The organism is Collinsella aerofaciens, assembly GCF_015548375.1.
GTDB classification, from domain to species: Bacteria; Actinomycetota; Coriobacteriia; order Coriobacteriales; family Coriobacteriaceae; genus Collinsella; species Collinsella aerofaciens_AB.
This window is the reverse complement of record NZ_JADMWW010000007.1, coordinates 46,719-64,413: the sequence shown is the minus strand read 5'-3', so window position 1 is coordinate 64,413 and position 17,695 is coordinate 46,719. Positions and strand designations below refer to the sequence as shown.

At 59.9% G+C, this 17,695-nt stretch carries 11 protein-coding genes and 1 tRNA gene; 7 read left to right on the top strand and 5 right to left on the bottom strand.

The annotated features are described in order from the left end of the window. Nucleotide 1: 1 nt before the first annotated feature. From I1969_RS04535 to I1969_RS04515, 5 genes are all read right to left on the bottom strand, one after another. Nucleotides 2–796 (bottom strand): sugar transferase, encoded by a 795-nt coding sequence (locus I1969_RS04535; protein ID WP_197032255.1) that lies wholly within the window; start codon nucleotides 794–796, stop codon nucleotides 2–4. Nucleotides 797–849: 53 nt separating this feature from the next. Further along, on the bottom strand, nucleotides 850–1,401 hold the full coding sequence (loaP, locus tag I1969_RS04530) for an antiterminator LoaP (RefSeq protein ID WP_271747940.1): 552 nt from the start codon (nucleotides 1,399–1,401) through the stop codon (nucleotides 850–852). A gap of 960 nt (nucleotides 1,402–2,361) precedes the next feature. After that, a tRNA-Ala gene (locus I1969_RS04525) sits at nucleotides 2,362–2,437 on the bottom strand. 70 nt (nucleotides 2,438–2,507) lie between these two features. After that, the gene (locus tag I1969_RS04520; RefSeq protein WP_195233239.1) at nucleotides 2,508–3,149 is read right to left on the bottom strand and encodes a thiamine diphosphokinase; all 642 of its coding nucleotides are present in this window, start codon (nucleotides 3,147–3,149) and stop codon (nucleotides 2,508–2,510) included. A gap of 9 nt (nucleotides 3,150–3,158) precedes the next feature. Next, on the bottom strand, nucleotides 3,159–3,848 hold the full coding sequence (locus tag I1969_RS04515; protein WP_195233237.1) for an HAD family hydrolase: 690 nt from the start codon (nucleotides 3,846–3,848) through the stop codon (nucleotides 3,159–3,161). 331 nt (nucleotides 3,849–4,179) lie between these two features. On the opposite strand from I1969_RS04515, the gene glgB reads away from it, so the two are divergent. The 7 genes from glgB to I1969_RS04480 all read left to right on the top strand — a co-directional run bounded on the left by glgB (nucleotide 4,180) and on the right by I1969_RS04480 (nucleotide 17,550). Then, nucleotides 4,180–6,441, top strand: coding sequence for a 1,4-alpha-glucan branching protein GlgB (gene glgB / locus I1969_RS04510; RefSeq protein ID WP_195233327.1), 2,262 nt, complete (start codon nucleotides 4,180–4,182; stop codon nucleotides 6,439–6,441). Nucleotides 6,442–6,533: 92 nt separating this feature from the next. Beyond that, entirely contained in the window at nucleotides 6,534–8,960 is a 2,427-nt protein-coding gene (locus tag I1969_RS04505; protein ID WP_195233235.1) for a glycogen/starch/alpha-glucan phosphorylase, read from the top strand. Between the two features lie 107 nt (nucleotides 8,961–9,067). After that, nucleotides 9,068–10,216 (top strand): glucose-1-phosphate adenylyltransferase, encoded by a 1,149-nt coding sequence (locus I1969_RS04500; protein WP_006233920.1) that lies wholly within the window; start codon nucleotides 9,068–9,070, stop codon nucleotides 10,214–10,216. Between the two features lie 4 nt (nucleotides 10,217–10,220). Next, on the top strand, nucleotides 10,221–11,348 hold the full coding sequence (gene glgD / locus I1969_RS04495) for a glucose-1-phosphate adenylyltransferase subunit GlgD (RefSeq protein WP_195233233.1): 1,128 nt from the start codon (nucleotides 10,221–10,223) through the stop codon (nucleotides 11,346–11,348). A 90-nt stretch (nucleotides 11,349–11,438) separates the two neighbouring features. After that, nucleotides 11,439–13,709, top strand: coding sequence for a glycogen synthase GlgA (gene glgA, locus I1969_RS04490; protein ID WP_195233231.1), 2,271 nt, complete (start codon nucleotides 11,439–11,441; stop codon nucleotides 13,707–13,709). 219 nt (nucleotides 13,710–13,928) lie between these two features. Continuing rightward, nucleotides 13,929–17,225 (top strand): 4-alpha-glucanotransferase, encoded by a 3,297-nt coding sequence (locus tag I1969_RS04485; protein ID WP_195233229.1) that lies wholly within the window; start codon nucleotides 13,929–13,931, stop codon nucleotides 17,223–17,225. Nucleotides 17,226–17,313: 88 nt separating this feature from the next. Continuing rightward, the gene (locus I1969_RS04480; protein WP_055310612.1) at nucleotides 17,314–17,550 is read left to right on the top strand and encodes an FmdB family zinc ribbon protein; all 237 of its coding nucleotides are present in this window, start codon (nucleotides 17,314–17,316) and stop codon (nucleotides 17,548–17,550) included. The last annotated feature ends 145 nt before the right edge of the window (nucleotides 17,551–17,695 follow it).

Here is a 17,695-nt window from a genome sequence, read left to right as displayed (position 1 = left end):
GCTACACGGCACCTTCCCCAGAGAACATCGTCTTCAGCGTGCCGAATATCAACCGCAGGTCCTGGCGCAGGCTGCGATTCTCTATATAGTGAAGATCCAGCTCAACCATTTCGTTGAAGCCCAGGTAGCTGCGGCCCATTACCTGCCAAGGACCGCTGCAGCCGGGTTTTACCGCCAGGCGCTTCATGTCGTGCTCGCTGTACAGGGCAACCTCGCGCGGCAGGCCGGGGCGCGGGCCAATGAGGTTCATTTGGCCCAAGAACACGTTGATGAGCTGGGGCAGCTCGTCGATGCTGTGCTTGCGAATGAAGTTACCCACACCGGGAATAATGCGCGGGTCGTGCTTCATTTTAAACATGGGGCCAGTGGCCTCGTTTTGGGCCTGCAAGTCCTTGAGCATTTGGTCTGCGTTGGGAACCATGCTGCGGAACTTGTAGATCTTAAACAGGTAGAACGTGCCGTCTTTGCGCACGCGGCCCACGCGCCACTGTGAATATAGGGGGCTGGCGCCCGGGCTCTTTATGCAAATGACCACGCTCAGAATTACCCCGGGAATAAAGAGCAACACCAGGGCTCCGCCGGCGGCGACAATGTCCACCGTACGCTTAACAACGCGGTAGAGCCTGTGCCCAAGCTCGGGCTTCACGCCGGAGTTGGCACCGCGCAGCATCTTGTACGCTTCTTCGTTTGTAAGGTAATCCCCCGCAGCACCGGCTGCGGCAGTGACGGAATTCGCCGTGGCGGCCGTGCGCGTCTCCCGCGCGCCCTGTGCCATGGTCATCATCGTAGGCTCCAAGAGCCCCTCCCCCGATACTTTTTGCCTTCGGTCGTCCGCTTGCGAGCTTGCAGCTAGGCGATCGCTCTTCTGTGATTGCGCATAACGCGCTGCTCTTTTGAAAGCACCGCAAGGCCAACGCGGGTGGTTACGCGTCGGCCGCACAAGTCGAGCTCCAAAAAGGCAGTGCTCTTGCGTCTGTTAATGGTTTTGATAAGGGCCTCGTGCCCCAGCAGCGGGCCTGCCGTTACTACGACCTGGTCTCCATCCTTTAGAGCCTCGCTCATGGGCACCACGCGGTCTCCCCTATTGGTAAAGCTGCCAATGAGCTGGGTCTCTTCTTTTGCCAGCGGCACAAACCGACCGTCCTGGGAAAGCACCCGGGCAAAGTCGTCCATGCGCAGCAAATACTGTTGCACGGTGCGCGGATTCGCCGTATCGCAAATGAGATAACCGGGAAAGAGCGGCTTGGTCGTGCTGACCCATTCGCGGTGTAGCTTGATCTCGGTTTGATATTGGGGATAAAAGAGCTCCTGCATGACGCCAGCCGGCACCATGCGCTCGATGCGCTCGCGCATAACGTCTTCGCGACCGTTAGTGACTTGGATCACATACCACACGAGCACCACCCCCTTGCTGTCTTACGTATGGCTCACGGGGTTTGGGTATGGCTACGCCAGGGCGCTTGTGCGCGAAGGCGCTCCATATTCAAACCCTGAGCCCAGTTAGACAAGCACGTGGCTCTGCCCCACCGTGAACGGTATGTATAGGCGCAGCCCATATGTGGCTAATCGTCTTAACGACGAAAGCACATGCAGTTGGCTGCGTGCGAGTCAGTCTGGGGATGATTCACAACTGACTGACTCGCACGCAAACAGCTGAAGTGCTTGCTGCGTTTTGCCATGCAAAAAAATGCCTAGAATATCTTGCGGAAATATAAATTACCGCCAATCAATTCAAAACATCGCTGCATGACCACTGTATTGGAGCTCGTGGTTTTTCTAACACCGCCGTTACGGCCGGATGCCGATCGATCCTGCGCTATGTGACTTGATGGAGCCTGAGCACAGTTGAACCCATGTAACGTTAGGTATCCTAGCACAAGCTATGAGCGAGACCGATTTGGGTTGTGTTGAACAACATATGCAACAAATCCGAGCTTGAGGGGGTTGTTTGCATAAGTTGTTCACGTTGACGCAGGTTAATGGAGCGCTTGCACCGGAAGTCAATGAAAATGCAGGCGAGCTTATGCATTAAAGCGCCAAAGGAATTACGCGGTGCTTACAAATAATGTACAGAACTGGGAAATAAATTGCACAACATTTTCTGGGTGTGTGGGTGTGGGCGCCGAATTGCGAAAATGCTCATCACGCAATAGGCACGCCTGACTATAGAGTCAACGCATTTTGAGGCGATTTGTTGGATAACTTTTAGGGTGCAGTTGTCGCAAATTTTGCGACAACTGCTGCAGACGGCAAACTTGAACAGGAAAGCAATCTGCAAATTTTGCAAAAATGCAGTTAAGGCCGTTAAAAACCATATGCAAATAAAAAAGGACACTCAATTGAGTGGCCTTGCATTCACGATGGTGGAGACGAGGGGGATCGAACCCCTGACCTCTTGACTGCCAGTCAAGCGCTCTCCCAGCTGAGCTACGCCCCCGTGACGAGGAGATACTATAGGGGAAGATTTTCATTGATGCAAGGACTTTTTTGGGTCAGATTCTAAATGCCTATTGATATAGATAAGCTATGGCGGTGCCGGTGTGGACTTGGATCTTGGCTGTTGACCTGACGACGTTGCTGATGCCCGTGTCGGCCAACAAGCCCAGCGGGGCGCAATCTAGCTCCCACTCTAGGCCGTGCTCGCTTGCCACCGTCCCAGGCGCTATGGCGATGATGGAAAACGTCTTGCCTTCGGCGCCTTCAATGGTCCACGATTCGCCTCCGCGCAGGATGCGGGTCGTGGTCTCATCTTCAGCAATCCAGACTGGGGCATCCTCGTAGCCCGCGAGCAGCCCCAGCACGCTCAGCGCCATATCAGGACGGCCGCCGGTGGCGCAGGTCGCAACCAGTTCGGCACCCGGCCAGCGACGGCGGACGGAATCGAGCGCCAGCGCCAGATCGGTATAGTCCTTGTACGAGTCATGGCGCTCAACTTCAAAGCCGGTGGCGGCATCGACCAGCGAGCGACCTGCATCGCTCACCGTGTCGGCATCCCCCACATACACGTCGCAGCCCAGTCCCGCGCCCAGCAGCGCGTCGAGTCCGCGGTCCACGGCGACAACGTGATCGCACTCCCCCGCTAGCCTATGCAACAGATCCGCGCTCGCCACCACGGGCGAGCCGCAGACCACTAATACCTTGCAAGCCACAGCCCTCGCCTATCCCTCAAACGAAAGCACGCGGGACAGATCCAGCTCCTCGTAGCTGTCGATAAAGATATCGCAATTGGCGCGCACGTCGTCGCGCTTCATGCGGCCGTGCGGGTCATAAATACCTACACGCATAAAGCCGGCGGTCCCAGAGCTCTTAAGGCCAAAGACCGCGTCCTCAAACACCCAAGCACGCTCAAACTTGTGCCCGTGGCGCTCCTCCAAGCGACGCAGAGCCAGCTCGTACACATCGGGGAACTGCTTGGAGCGTCCTGCCTCGCCCGTCGTGGTAACAAACTCCATGTAAGCATCGAGCCCGGCACCAGCGAGCGCGGACTGTACCAGCTCGGCCGGCGTGGACGTGGCCACGCACATGGCAATGCCCGCCGCCTTGGCCTGCTCCAAAAATGCCAGAAGCCCCTCGCGCGGCGGCACCTTGGAGTAGCCATCGATCAAAATCTCGCCCAGCTCGCGATACAGCTCCTCGCCATTCGCGCCAATGCCCCACGTGTCGTGGTAGGCCTGGCACTCATCCTCCAGCGAAAGGTGCTCAAATTGGGCAAAGTCATCCACGGTCACGTCAATCCCGTGGCGGCGCAATAACTCGGGCTGGGCATAGCCCCAAACGGGGGTGCTATTAACCAAGGTGCCATCGCAGTCGAAAATAAAAGCAACCTTGGGAGCGGCGGTATGGGACATAAACGAACCTTTCGATATCAAATGGTAAACATCCTGCTAAAAACGTTTTACCCAACGTCAACCAAACAATTTTGAAACCCAAATTGGTAAAACTGTCAAGAGTTTTACCACGGCAATTCTGCCAGTGGTCTAAACATGTCGCTTACCGATTAAACGTCCCCGCAAATCCGCTTTCGTTCATAAAACTAACGTACAGGTGTTATCGTAGTTTTTGCCGAAAGTTCCACCGAGCACGCGAGGTGGAACGAATCACAGAAACTTCGCCGTCCCTTCGATTCGTGCAGCCTTGGACCTTTCGCATCTAGTCACCAAGGCAACACGCTGCCGCGTCATGATGGGATCAAACGTGAGCGATACAAAGCTAAAGCCAGCAACTAAAAAGCCCGCTACCCGTAAAGCCGCCCCGCACGCACCGGAGCTCACCAAGGACGATGTCTATCTGTTTGGAATCGGTACGTGGGAGCGCAGCTGGGAAAAGATGGGCGCGCATCCCGACACGCAGCAGCGCACGCGCGGCTGGCGTTTTTGCGTTTGGGCGCCCGATGTTAAAAGCGTTCACGTCATTGGCGAATTTAACGACTGGGATGAACAAGCCAACCCGCTGGTGCCCATGCATACGAGCGCTATTTGGGAAGGCTTTATTCCTGGCGCCGAGCAGGGTCAGCTCTATAAGTACCTTATCGAGACCAACGAGGGCGAAAAGCTCTACAAGGCCGATCCGTATGCCTTTAAGGCCGAGTGCCCTCCGGGTACCGCCAGTGTGCTGTGGACCCTCGATAGCTACAAGTGGAACGACGCCGCGTGGCTCAAGCGCCGCGCCGGCCACAACCACATGTCGCAGCCGCTCAACATCTACGAGGTGCATATTGGCTCGTGGAAGCGCCACGGCGACGCACCGCAGGGCGAGCCGGACGAGTACGGCAACTACCCCGGTCCCATGGACCCCTTCCCCGCGCAGCGCGGCGAGTTCTATACCTACGACGACCTGTCGGTGGAGCTCGTGGACTACGTGCGCGACATGGGTTACACGCATATTGAGGTCATGCCGCTTATGGAGCATCCCTTCGATGGCTCCTGGGGCTACCAGACGACCGGCTACTTTGCCGCAACGTCGCGCTACGGCAACCCGCAGCAGCTCATGCACTTTATCGATGCGTGCCACGAGGCGGGAATCGGCGTGATCATAGACTGGGTGCCCGGCGGTTTTTGCGCCGACTCCCACGGCCTTGCCACCTTTAACGGCCACATGCTGTTTGAGCACGAGATTCACCCTAACTGGGGCACGCACAAGTTTGACTTCGCCCGCGGCGAGGTCCGCTCCTTCCTGGTCTCCAACGTGCTGTATTGGCTCGAGAACTTCCACGTTGACGGCATTCGCATGGACGGCGTGTCCAGCATGCTGTACCTCAACTTTGGCATCGACGATCCCGGCCAAAAGAAGTTCAACAAGTATGGAACCGAGGAGGACCTGGACGCCAGCGCGTTTATCCGCCAGGTCAACTGCGCCGTGGAGGCCCACTTCCCCGACGTGATGATGATGGCCGAGGAGTCCACCGCGTGGCCGCTCGTGACCTATCCGCCACAGGACGGCGGCCTGGGCTTCCACTACAAGTGGGACATGGGCTGGATGAACGACACCCTGCACTACATGCAGACCGATTTTCCGTGGCGCCCCGGCAACCACGGGCTGCTGACGTTCTCCATCATGTACGCCTTTACCGAGAACTTTATCTGCCCGCTGAGCCACGACGAGGTCGTGCACGGCAAGTGCTCGCTGATCGGCCGCATGCCGGGCGACTGGTGGCGCCAGTTTGCCGGCCTGCGCACGCTGGCTTTCTACCAAATGACGCACCCCGGTGCCAAGCTCAACTTTATGGGCAACGAGATCGGCCAGTTTATTGAGTGGCGCTACTACGAGTCCATCCAGTGGTTCCTGACCGAGGAGTACGAGACCCACCGTCATCATCAGGCGTTCATTAAGGCGCTCAACCACCTATACACCGCCGAGCCCGCCCTATACGAGCGCGGCTACACCGACGACGGCTTTACCTGGATCGACGCGGACAACTCCAAGCAGTCCATCGTGAGCTTTGTGCGTCAGGGCGAGAACGTCGATGACGACCTGGTGATCCTGATCAACTTTGACCCGGCGAGCTACGAGAACTTCCGTGTGGGCGTGCCGCGCGAGGGTGACTGGGAGGTCATCTTTGACTCCGACCGTCCCGAGTTCGGTGGCAGCGGATACGCCGGTGAGGAGCCCTACACCTGCTCTAGCGAACCCTATCCCTGGAACGGGCAGATGGACTCCATCGAGATAAAGGTGCCCGGCCTGGCAGGCGTGGTGCTTAAGCGCCGCGGTCCCAGCAGCTATAAGCCGCCCGTGGTCGAGAAGCCCAAGAAGGCGACGCGCAAGCGCACGTCCTCGGTGAAGCCCAAGGCCGCCGCTGCAAAGAAGGCTCCGGCCAAGGCGAAGGCTACGACGGCGACCAAGGCCAAGGCTGCTGCGAAGCCCGCCGCCAAGAAGCCGGCTGCCAAGAAGGCAACTACCAAGGCCAAGTCAGCTTCTGTTAAGTCGACCGCTAAGGACGCGTAACAAAGCCGTTACCACTGTAATTACCCGCCCCTCTGGGGCGTAGGATGTAAGTCATAACCGTTCCGGGAGATATCCCCGGGGGAAAGGAACGTATGAATAAGATCTTCGACAACAAGCAGGAGTTTACCGAGCTCTATCGCGATGCCGTCATGAGCATTAGCGGCAAGAGCATCGAGGCCGCCAGCGACCTCGACCGCTTTAACGCCCTGGCCAAGCTCGTGGCCGAGAAGGCCCGCACCGTTGCCACCAAGAGCGACGCCCGCGCGGCGTCCGAGGGCAAGAAGCGCGTGTACTACTTCTCGATCGAGTTTTTGATCGGCCGCCTGCTCGACAACTACCTGCTTAACTTTGGCGTGCGCGACATGGTCGCCGAGGCGCTCGACGACATGGGCTTTGACCTGTCCGTCATTGAGAACCAGGAGCCCGATCCGGCACTGGGCAACGGTGGCCTGGGCCGTCTGGCCGCGTGCTTCCTGGATTCCATGGCAGCCGAGGGCATTGCCGGCTACGGCAACGGCATGCGCTACCGCTACGGCCTGTTTAAGCAGGAGATTGTCAACGGCAGCCAGGTCGAGGCCACCGACGAGTGCCTCACCCACGGCTATCCCTGGGAGGTCCGCCGTCAGGACAAGGCCGTGACCATTAAGTTTGGTGGCCACGTCGAGGGCTTTGAGGAGAACGGCCGCACGTTCTACCGCACGGTGGACACGCAGGATATCCTGGCCGTCCCTTATGACATCCCCGTCGTGGGCTATGCCGGCGAGACCGTCAACAAGCTGCGCGTATGGGCTGCCGAGCCGGTCGAGGAGCACTTCGACCTTGAGGCCTTCAACCGCGGCGACTATGCCCTGGCCGATGCCGAGCGCGCCGAGGCCGAGGCCATCAGCGCCATCCTCTACCCCAACGACGCCGGCGAGCACGGCCGTCTGCTGCGTCTGAAGCAGGAGTACCTGTTTGTATCGGCCGGCATCTACAGCCTGCTCGACACCTTTGAGAAGGAGCACGACGCGAACTGGGAGCTGTTGCCGCAGTTTGTGGCCATCCACACCAACGATACCCACCCCGCCATGTGCGGCCCCGAGCTCATGCGCATCCTCATCGATGAGAAGAAGCTCGAGTGGGATGACGCCTGGAACATCGTGACGCAGGTCGTGAGCTACACCAACCACACCATCCTGCCCGAGGCCCTGGAGAAATGGCCCATCGGCACATTCTCCAAGCTCCTCCCCCGCGTGTACCAGATCATCGACGAGATCAGCCGTCGTTGGCATGAGTCGTTCGACACCACGCAGGAGGGCTGGCAGGAGCGCCTGCGCCAGACCGCCATCCTGTGGGACGGCGAGATTCGCATGGCCAACCTGTCCGTGATCTGCAGCCACAGCGTCAACGGCGTGGCTAAGATCCACTCCGACATCATCAAGAACATCGTGCTCAAGGACTTCTATGCCCTTACGCCCGAGAAGTTCAACAACAAGACCAACGGCATCTCGCACCGTCGCTTCTTTGCCGAGGCCAACCCCACCTATGCCAAGCTCGTGACCGAGGCCATTGGCGATGGCTGGCTCAAGGACGCCTTTGAGCTGGAGAAGCTCAAGGAGTTTAAGGACGACACCGAGTTCCTGAAGGCCGTGGGCGCCTCCAAGCGCGCCAACAAGGAGCGTCTGGCCGCCTACGTTAAGGCCGAGACCGGTCTGGTCATCGACCCCAACACCGTCTTCGACGTTCAGGTGAAGCGCTTCCACGCCTACAAGCGCCAACTCATGAACATCATGAAGGTGATGGACATCTACAACCGTCGCATCGCCGATCCCAATTTCCACGTGACGCCGACGACCTTCATCTTTAGCGGCAAGGCTGCCTCGAGCTACACCTTTGCCAAGGAGACCATCCGCCTCATCAACTCCGTCGCCGAGGTCATCAACAACGATGCCCGCGTCAACGAGGTCATGAAGGTCTGCTTTATCCCCAACTTCCGCGTGAGCAACGCCCAGCTCATCTACCCCGCCGCCGAGATCTCTGAGCAGATTTCGACCGCCGGTAAGGAGGCCTCGGGCACGTCCAACATGAAGCTCATGATGAACGGTGCCATTACGCTGGGCACCCTCGACGGCGCTAACATCGAGATCGCCGACCTGGCCGGCCGCGAGAACGAGGCCATCTTTGGTCTGACCGCCCCCGAGGTCGAGCAGCTCTGGGCATCGAACAGCTACTTTGCGTGGGATACCCTCAACGGCGACCGTGAGCGTCTGGGCCGCGTGATGGACGAGCTCAAGGACAACACCTTTGCGGGTCTTTCGGGCAACTTCGAGAGCATCTACAACGAGCTCATGAACAACAACGACCCCGACCTGGTCATGGCAGACTTCCGTAGCTACGTGGATGCGTGGGAGAAACTCACGGGCAGCTATGGCGACCAGGAGACCTGGAACCGCAAGGCCCTGCTCAACACCGCCTCGAGCGGCTGGTTCTCGAGCGACCGCACCATTCGCGAGTACCGCGACGAGATCTGGCACGCGTAAAGGCGCGCGAGCTCCCCTTTGCCAGCACGGCATTAGCGACGGGCGTGACGTTACGCCGCGCCCGTCGCTAATGGGTTTAGGAACATCGATGACAGAAGGAGAAATCGATGAGTAAGAAAGAATGCATCGCGATGCTCCTCGCAGGAGGACAGGGCAGCCGATTGGGGGCACTCACCCAAAAGATCGCTAAGCCGGCGGTTAGCTTTGGTGGCAAGTTCCGCATTATCGACTTTTCGCTCTCCAACTGCTCAAACTCGGGCATCGACACGGTGGGCGTTCTGACGCAGTATCGCCCCTACCTGCTGCATGCCTACGTGGGCTCCGGCGAGGCGTGGGATCTGGACAGCCGCGACGGCGGCGTGTCGATCCTGCCGCCGTACGAGACGCAGACCGGCGGCGCCTGGTATGCGGGCACGGCCGACGCCATTACGCAGAACCTCGACTACATCAAGGCCAACGACCCCAAGTACGTCCTGATTCTTTCGGGCGATCACCTGTATCGCATGGACTACCGCAAGATGCTCAAGACGCACATTGAGAACAACGCCGACCTCACGGTGAGCGTTATGCCCGTGCCGTGGGAGGAGGCCAGCCGCTTTGGCATCCTGACCACCGACCCCGAGGACGGCCGCATCACCAAGTTCACCGAGAAGCCCGATAAGCCCGATTCGAATCTCGCGTCCATGGGCATCTACATCTTCTCGGCAGACGTGCTGATCGAGGCGCTCGAGGAAGACGCTCTGGACCAGCGCTCGAGCCACGACTTTGGTAAGGACATCATCCCCAAGCTGCTCGGCGAGGGCAAGCGCCTGTACAGCTACGAGTTCCACGGCTTTTGGAAGGACGTTGGCACCATCGCCAGCTTCCACGAGACCTCGATGGACCTGCTGGGCAACAACCCCGAGTTCGATCTGTTCGACAAGCACTTCCCCATCATGTCCAACATCACCACGCGTCCGCCGCACTACATTGGCCCGGACGGCCGCCTGGACGACTGCCTGGTCTCCAACGGCTGCAAGATCTACGGCACCGCGCGCCACTCGATCCTTTCGACCGATGTCATCATCGAGGAGCGCGCTGTGGTCGAGGACTCCGTGCTGCTGCCGGGTGCGCACGTTAAGAGCGGTGCGCACATCTGCCGCGCTATTTTGGGCGAGAACTCCACGGTCGAAGAGGGCGTGAAGCTCGGCTCTGTCGATACCACCAAGGATACGGCCGTCGTTGGAAATGACGTCGTTATCGGGAAGGGGGAATGATCCGATGATCAATCGCAAGGCCATCGGTTATATCACCGCTAACTACTCTTCGACCTACGGCAGCGTGCTGCTCATGGACCGCCCCATCGCGTCCGTTCCGTTTTTGGGCCGCTACCGCCTGATCGACTTCCCGCTGTCCAACATGATGAATGCCGGCATTAAGACCGTCGGCGTCGTCATGCCGGGCAATTACCGCTCGCTGATCGACCACGTGGGTTCGGGCAAGGACTGGGGCCTGGACCGCAAGAAGGGCGGCCTGTTCATGGTGCCCGGCAACGCGTATGGCACCACCAAGGGCGGCATGCGCTTCCTGCTGCGCGACATCATCTCCAACAAGACGCTGTTCCAGCGCTCGGACAAGCCCTATGTCGTGATGATGGGCACCAACATCATCTTTAATATGGACCTCAACACCATCATCGACGCGCACGAGAACTCCGGCGCGCAGATGACCGTGGTGTACTGCAAGGCCACGCGCAACGTCGATGACGAGACCAAGCTGCAGATCAACGAGAACGGCCGCCTGACGGGCGTGAGCGCCGGCGTCGTGTACGGCGACAATGCCTCCATGGATTGCTGCATCGTCAACCGCGAGACGCTGCTCGAGATCATCGATCACTACCAGGCCGTCGACTATCTGGACCTGCTCGAGGCACTCCAGGGAGACTTTGGCAACATCGACGTGTGCAGCTACGAGTACAAGGGCGAGGTCGTGGGCGTGTTTAGCGAGAAGTCGCTGTATCGCCGCAGCATGGACCTACTCGACCAGACCGTGGCCGACCAGCTCTTTGACCCCGAGCGCCCGATTCTGACCAAGGCTCACGACGTACCGCCTTCGCGCTACGCGACCGGCGGCCACGCCTGCAACTCGATCATCTCGGCCGGCTGTATCATCAAGGGCACCGTGCGCAACTCGATCCTGTCGCGCGGCGTCGTGGTCGAGGAGGGCGCCTCGGTGACCAACTCGATCATCAACCAGAGCTGCATCATCAAGAGCGGTGCCCGCGTTGAGAACGCCATCCTGGACAAGAACAACGTGGTGCCCGTCAACACCGAGCTTCGCGGCACGCCCGAGAACATCCTGGTGCTGGGCAAGGCTCCGTTAACTTCCGATACCACCATCGTTCGTTAACGTTGGCACCGCAACATCGCTCGTAACATGTAGAATAGCCGCCCGGTTCGCGCCAGGCGGCTATTCTCGAATTGCAACATGGGAGACAATATGGCTGATTCCAGCAAAAAGATGCAGATCGTGTTTGCCTCGGCCGAGTGCGCACCGTTTGTTAAGACCGGTGGCCTGGGTGACGTGGCGGGGTCGCTGCCTGCGGCGCTCGTGCGCGCCGGCGCCGAAGTCATCGTGATGGTGCCCAAGTACGCCACCATCAAGGACGAGTACAAGGCGCAGATGGAGCACTTCTCCGACTTTTACGTGAGCCTGGGCTGGCGCAATGAGTACTGCGGACTCGAGAAGCTCGAGCACGACGGCGTCACCTATATGTTTATCGACAACGAGCGCTACTTTGCGCGCGACTATCCGTACGGCTTCTTTGACGACGGCGAGCGCTTTGCGTTCTTCTCCAAGGCCATTACCGAGAGCCTGCAGCACCTGCCGGCCGGCTTTGAGTGCGACATCCTGCACTGCAACGACTGGCAGACGGCGCTGGCGCCCGTGTTTTTGCGCGAGTTCTACCAAGGCCTGCCGCTGTATGACCGCGTCAAGACCGTGTTCTCGATCCACAACGTGGCGTTCCAGGGCCAGTTTAGCGACACCGTGATGGAGGACATCCTGGGTGTGGCGCATATTCCGGCGGCCGCCTCGCAGCTGCGTTGCGACGCCTGCAGCATTAACTACATGCTGGGCGCCCTGCGCTATGCCGACGCCATCACTACGGTGAGCCCCACCTATGCCAACGAGATCCAGACGCCCGAGTTTGGCGAGGGCCTGGACGGCGTGCTGCGCGAGCGCTCCTATGCGCTGCAGGGCATCCTCAACGGCATTGACGTGGCAGGCTTTGACCCGGCGACCGACAAGCGCATTGCCGCCAACTACACCGTGGAGAACCGTTCCGGCAAGGCTGTGTGTAAGGCCAAGCTGCAGGAGGAGCTGGGTCTCGAGGTTCGCGACGACCGCCCGCTTATGGTGATGGTCACGCGCCTGACGCGCCAGAAAGGCATGGACCTGGTCATGTACGCGCTCGACCGCATCCTGGCTGGCGGCGTTCAGGTGGCCGTGCTGGGCACCGGCGACCGCGACTACGAGGACGGCCTGCGCTATTTCCAGGACAAGTACCCCGGCACCATGGCCGCGCGCATCGAGTTCGATCCGGCGCTGTCGCAGCGCATGTACGCTGCCGCCGACATGTTCCTGATGCCTTCGAAGTTTGAGCCCTGTGGCCTGTCGCAGATCATCGCCATGCGCTACGGTACCCTGCCCATCGTGCGCGAGACCGGCGGTCTGAAGGACACTGTGATCCCGTACAACGAGTTTACCGGCGAGGGCACGGGCTTCTCGTTTAGCAACTTTAACGGCGACGAGATGGGCGATGCGGTATTCCGCGCGGCACGCTTGTTCTGGGATAACCGCGACGCCTGGAACCAGCTGGTCACGCAGGCCATGAGCCAGGACTTTAGCTGGACGCGCTCGGCCGATAAGTATCTGGACCTGTACTTCTTTATGCATCCGGAGATTGAGAGGCCGGCGGCTGTTGTCGACGAGCCTGTGGTTGTGGCCGAGCCTGAGCCCAAGGCCGAGCCGGTTGTTGAGGTGCCCGCTGCTGCTGAGGAGCCCAAGGCTGAGGAGAAGCCGGTTGAAGCGGCTCCCGAGGCTGAGGCTAAGCCGGCTGCAAAGTCTGCCGCCAAGAAGACCACGACTCGTAAGACGACGGCTAAGAAGGCCACTACGACCAAGGCGACGACAACCAAGACCACTGCTACTAAGACAACGACAACGCGCAAGCGCACGACCGCCGCTGCCAAGAAGGCCGCCGAGGCCGAGGCCGCTCCCGAGGTAAAGGCTGAAGCCGCCGTCGAGGCCAAGCCCGCCGTCAAGGCACCGGCCAAGACCACTGCCAAGAAGACGACCGCGACCACCAAAAAGGCAACGGCAACCAAGAAGTCCACGGCAACGAAGTCGACGACCACGAAGGCCGCCACGACCAAGGCAGCCGCAAAGCCGGCCGCCAAAGTCGAGGAGACACCCGCCGAGGCCAAGCCGGCCGCCAAGACCACCACGCGCAAGCGCGCCACGACGACGGCCAAGAAGACCACGACCAAGGCCGCTGCTCCCAAGGCGGAGGCTAAGGTCGAGGCCAAGCCCGCAGTAAAGGCCGAGCCGACACCGAAGACCGCTGAGGTCAAGACCGCTCCGAAGGCTACGGCAAAGACCGAGCCCGCCAAGGAGACCCCGGTCTCCCCCGCCGCTCCGGCAGAGAAAAAGGCCCCGTCCAAGAAGACGTCCGTCCGCAAGGCAACGGCCACCCGCAAGCGCCGCTAGCCCACAGACGATCCAAAACCTAATCAAAACCCTAAACAAGGGGCGCTCCAACCGGGCGCCCCTTCTCTGTAGATAGTGGGTAAAACGATTTTCTAGGACAACCGTTCGCCGATGGTAAACGGATGTTGTTTATACAGCCTGTGTACAACAGATATACTTACATCCTGTGCGTAAAGCCCATGGCCAGCATGCCATGATTCTATTGAACTGGACCGTACTATGAGATTGATACACAACAGCCGTCTGCCGCAGTTTCGCACTCCGTTTGGCGCTGTGACCACAGGAACTACCCTTTCGCTCTCCGTGATTCTGGAGGATGCCGATCCCGCGCAGGCAATGCTTACGCTCCGCACCTGGGTCGATGAGATCGGTGAGTCTCGGTATCCCATGACGCACGAGGGCGATGGCATCTTTACCGCCGAGCTGGAATGCGCCGAACCCTGTCTAATCTGGTACAGCTTTATATGCAATATCGAGGGCCAGCCCGAGGTCCGCTTGGGCGCACCGCAAGGCCGCACCGGCGGCGAGGGCGTAACCTACGACTACGCCGAGGTGCCGTCTTTCCAGATTACCGTCTACAAACACCGCGAAGTTCGTCCCGAGTGGTACGAGCGCGGCATGGTTTACCAGATCTTCCCCGACCGCTATGCACGTGACGAGAACTGGCGCGAGCGCACAATGGCCGAGCTCGAAAAGCCGCGCAAGGGCATTCAGCGTCGCATGGTAGAGGATTGGAACGAGCCGCCCGTCTACGAGCGCGCCGAAGACGGCTCCATTAAGGCCTGGGACTTCTACGGCGGCTCGCTCAAGGGCATCCAAGAAGACCTGCCTCGCATCGCCGAGCTGGGCTTTACGGCCATCTACCTCAACCCCATCTTCGAAGCCGCGAGCAACCATCGCTACGACACGGCCGACTACACTAAGATCGACCCGATCCTGGGCACCGAGCAGGACTTTACCGAGCTGTGCCAGGCAGCCGAGAAGCTGGGCATTTCCATTATTCTGGACGGCGTCTTCAACCACACGGGCGACGACTCCATCTACTTCAATCGCTATGGCAACTACCCCGGCGTAGGTGCATGGCAGAGTGAGGATTCGCCGTGGCGCGATGCGTTTACTTTCCACGAGGACGGTTCGTACGACTGCTGGTGGGGCGTGGGCAATATGCCCGCCATCAACGAGAACTCCGAGCTGGTGCACGAGAGGCTCCTGGGCAAGGATGGCGTGATTCGCAAATGGCTGCGTGCCGGTGCTCACGGCTGGCGCCTGGACGTCGCTGACGAGCTTTCTGACGACTTCCTGGCCGAGATTAAGAAGGCAGTACTTGCCGAAAAGCCCGACGCGCTGCTGCTCGGCGAGGTCTGGGAGGACGCCTCCAACAAGGTCAGCTATGGTCATCTGCGCCGTTACCTGCAGGGCTCCGAGCTCGATTCTGCCATGGACTACCCCTTCCGCGACATGGTCATCGGCTTTTTGATGGGCTACAAGAATGCCTACCAGGCGGCCGAGGATATCGAGACCCTGCGCGAGAACTATCCAAGCGAGGCATTGTCCTGCGCGCTCAATCTGCTGTCGAGCCACGATCGTCCGCGCATTATTTCGGTTCTTGGTGGCGGCCCCGACGAGTCGCAGCTGCCCGAGTGCGAGCGCAGCAAATGGCGTCTGGACGAAGGCGCAATGGGCCTGGCCAAGAGCCGCTTTTGGCTCGCGACGCTCATGCAGATGACCTTCCCCGGCGTTCCCTCGATCTACTATGGCGACGAATACGGCCTGGAGGGCCTTACCGACCCGGGCAACCGCCGCACCATGCCTAAAAAGGAGGACCTGCACGACTTCGACACGCTCGCGATCGTCAAGAACGCATCTGCCGTACGCCGTGCGCTGCCGTTTATGATCGACGGCGAGATCAGGGCGTTCGCACTCAATGACGAGGTGCTCGCCTACACCCGCACGGGCAAAGACGGTGAGTCCGCGACCGTCATCATCAACCGCAGCCTGCGCAATTCGCACCGCGTGACGATTCCAGCGCTCGGCGAATGCGCAAGCGATGTCATTAGCGGCCACGAGTGCGAGATCCACAACGGCACGGTCACGCTCGACCTGTATCCGCTGGGTTCGTCGATCATCTATCACCACGCCGAGCAGCGCCTACAGGAGCCGCTCGACCACGGCGCGGGCGTCGTGTGTCACATCACCTCGGTGCCGACCGACGACGCCAAGCCCGGCACGATTGGCGCGCCCACGCGTCGCTTTATCGACCATCTTGCCGCCATGGGCATGCGCTACTGGCAGGTCCTGCCCGTCAATCCCACGGACTTCTTCCGCTCCCCTTACGCTGGCCCTTCGGCCTTTGCTGGCAATATTGACCTGCTGCCGGAGTCGCACGAGGAGCTGGCCGCCGACTTTAAGGTCTGGAAAGCCCGCGGTGGCGAGGATGCCGACCCGCTCTACACCGCGTTTAAACATCGCAATGCCGACTGGCTCGAGAAGTACTGCGTTTACATGTCCGTCAAAAAGTACTTTGAGGGCGAGTCACGCCACGATTGGCCGGCCGATATCGCGCGCTACAACGAGCATCTGTTTGACGACAAGCGCTTTCACGACGAGGCAGAACTGCAGGCATACATGCAGTATCGCTTCGACCTGGCTTGGTGCGAGCTTATGAACTACGCGCACAAGAAGGACATAGAGGTCATCGGCGATATTCCGATGTATGTGTCCGACGATTCGGCCGACGCGTGGAGCGAGCCCGAGAACTTCTGGCTGTCCGATACCGGCAAGGCGATTGAAATTTCTGGCGCGCCGCCCGACAACTTTGCACCCGAGGGCCAGGTGTGGGGCAACCCGACGTTCCGCTGGGATCACATGAAGGAGAACGGCTATCGTTGGTGGATGGACCGTCTACGTCGTGCGTTCTCGCTCTACGACCGTGTACGCCTGGACCACTTCCTGGGCTTCCACAGCTACTTCAGCATTCCCGCGGGCAAGGCCTGCGCCGACGGTCGCTGGCTGGCAGGCCCGGGCAAGGATCTGTTCCAGACTGCCTACGACGAGCTGGGTCCGCTCAACTTTATCGCCGAGGATCTGGGCTACCTGACGCCCGGTGTTCGTGCCATGGCTTCGACCTGTGGCTTCCCCGGTATGGACGTGCTGGAGTTTAGCGATTACGACGTCCGCAACGGGATTAATCCCACGCCCGGCAAGATCCTGTATACCTCGACGCACGACACCTCGACGCTCGCCGGTTGGTGCACGCGATCCTTTGCGGGCGGCGACGAGCCGAGCGGCAAGGAGTTCGCTGGAAAGCTAATGGGCGACGCACTCGCAAGCGACGCTCCCCTCGTGATGATGCCGCTGCAAGATGTGCTGGGGCTGGGCGACGATGCCCGCATGAACGTGCCGGGTGTCGCCACGGGCAACTGGACCTGGCAGGCCGATGAGGCCGACGTTGAGGCCGCCGAAGATAAAACTGCACAGCTCCTGCGCAACACCCATAGATTCTGGGGCGAAGCGTGATAAAACCCCCGATATAGGGTACAGTTACAGACGTTTGAATTTATGCGGGCAGAGCGATCTGCCCGCTTTGTGCTGAAAAGGAAGTATTATGGCGCGCTACGATTACAAGTGCTCGAGCTGCGGCAACGTGTTTGAGGTTGAGCATCCCATGTCCGAGACCCCCGAGGTCGTGTGCCCCAGCTGCGGTGCCCCGGCGGCCAAGACGTTCTCAGCCAGCGGCATTAAATTTGAGGGCAGCGGTTTCTACAACACCGACCAGCGAAGCGGCGGCTCCAGCACCAGCGCCACGAGCGGCTGCTGCGCCAACTGCCCGCACAGCCACTAGAAACCAAACAGCCCCGCGATCAACGCCGATCGCGGGGCTGTTTCTTTGCTCTATGGGTAGCTAATCAAGCTACCCAGGTTTCCTTGTGAGTTGCGGTGAAATAAGGACTGTTTGGTGGGTGGAAGCCGCTATTCAATCCTTATTT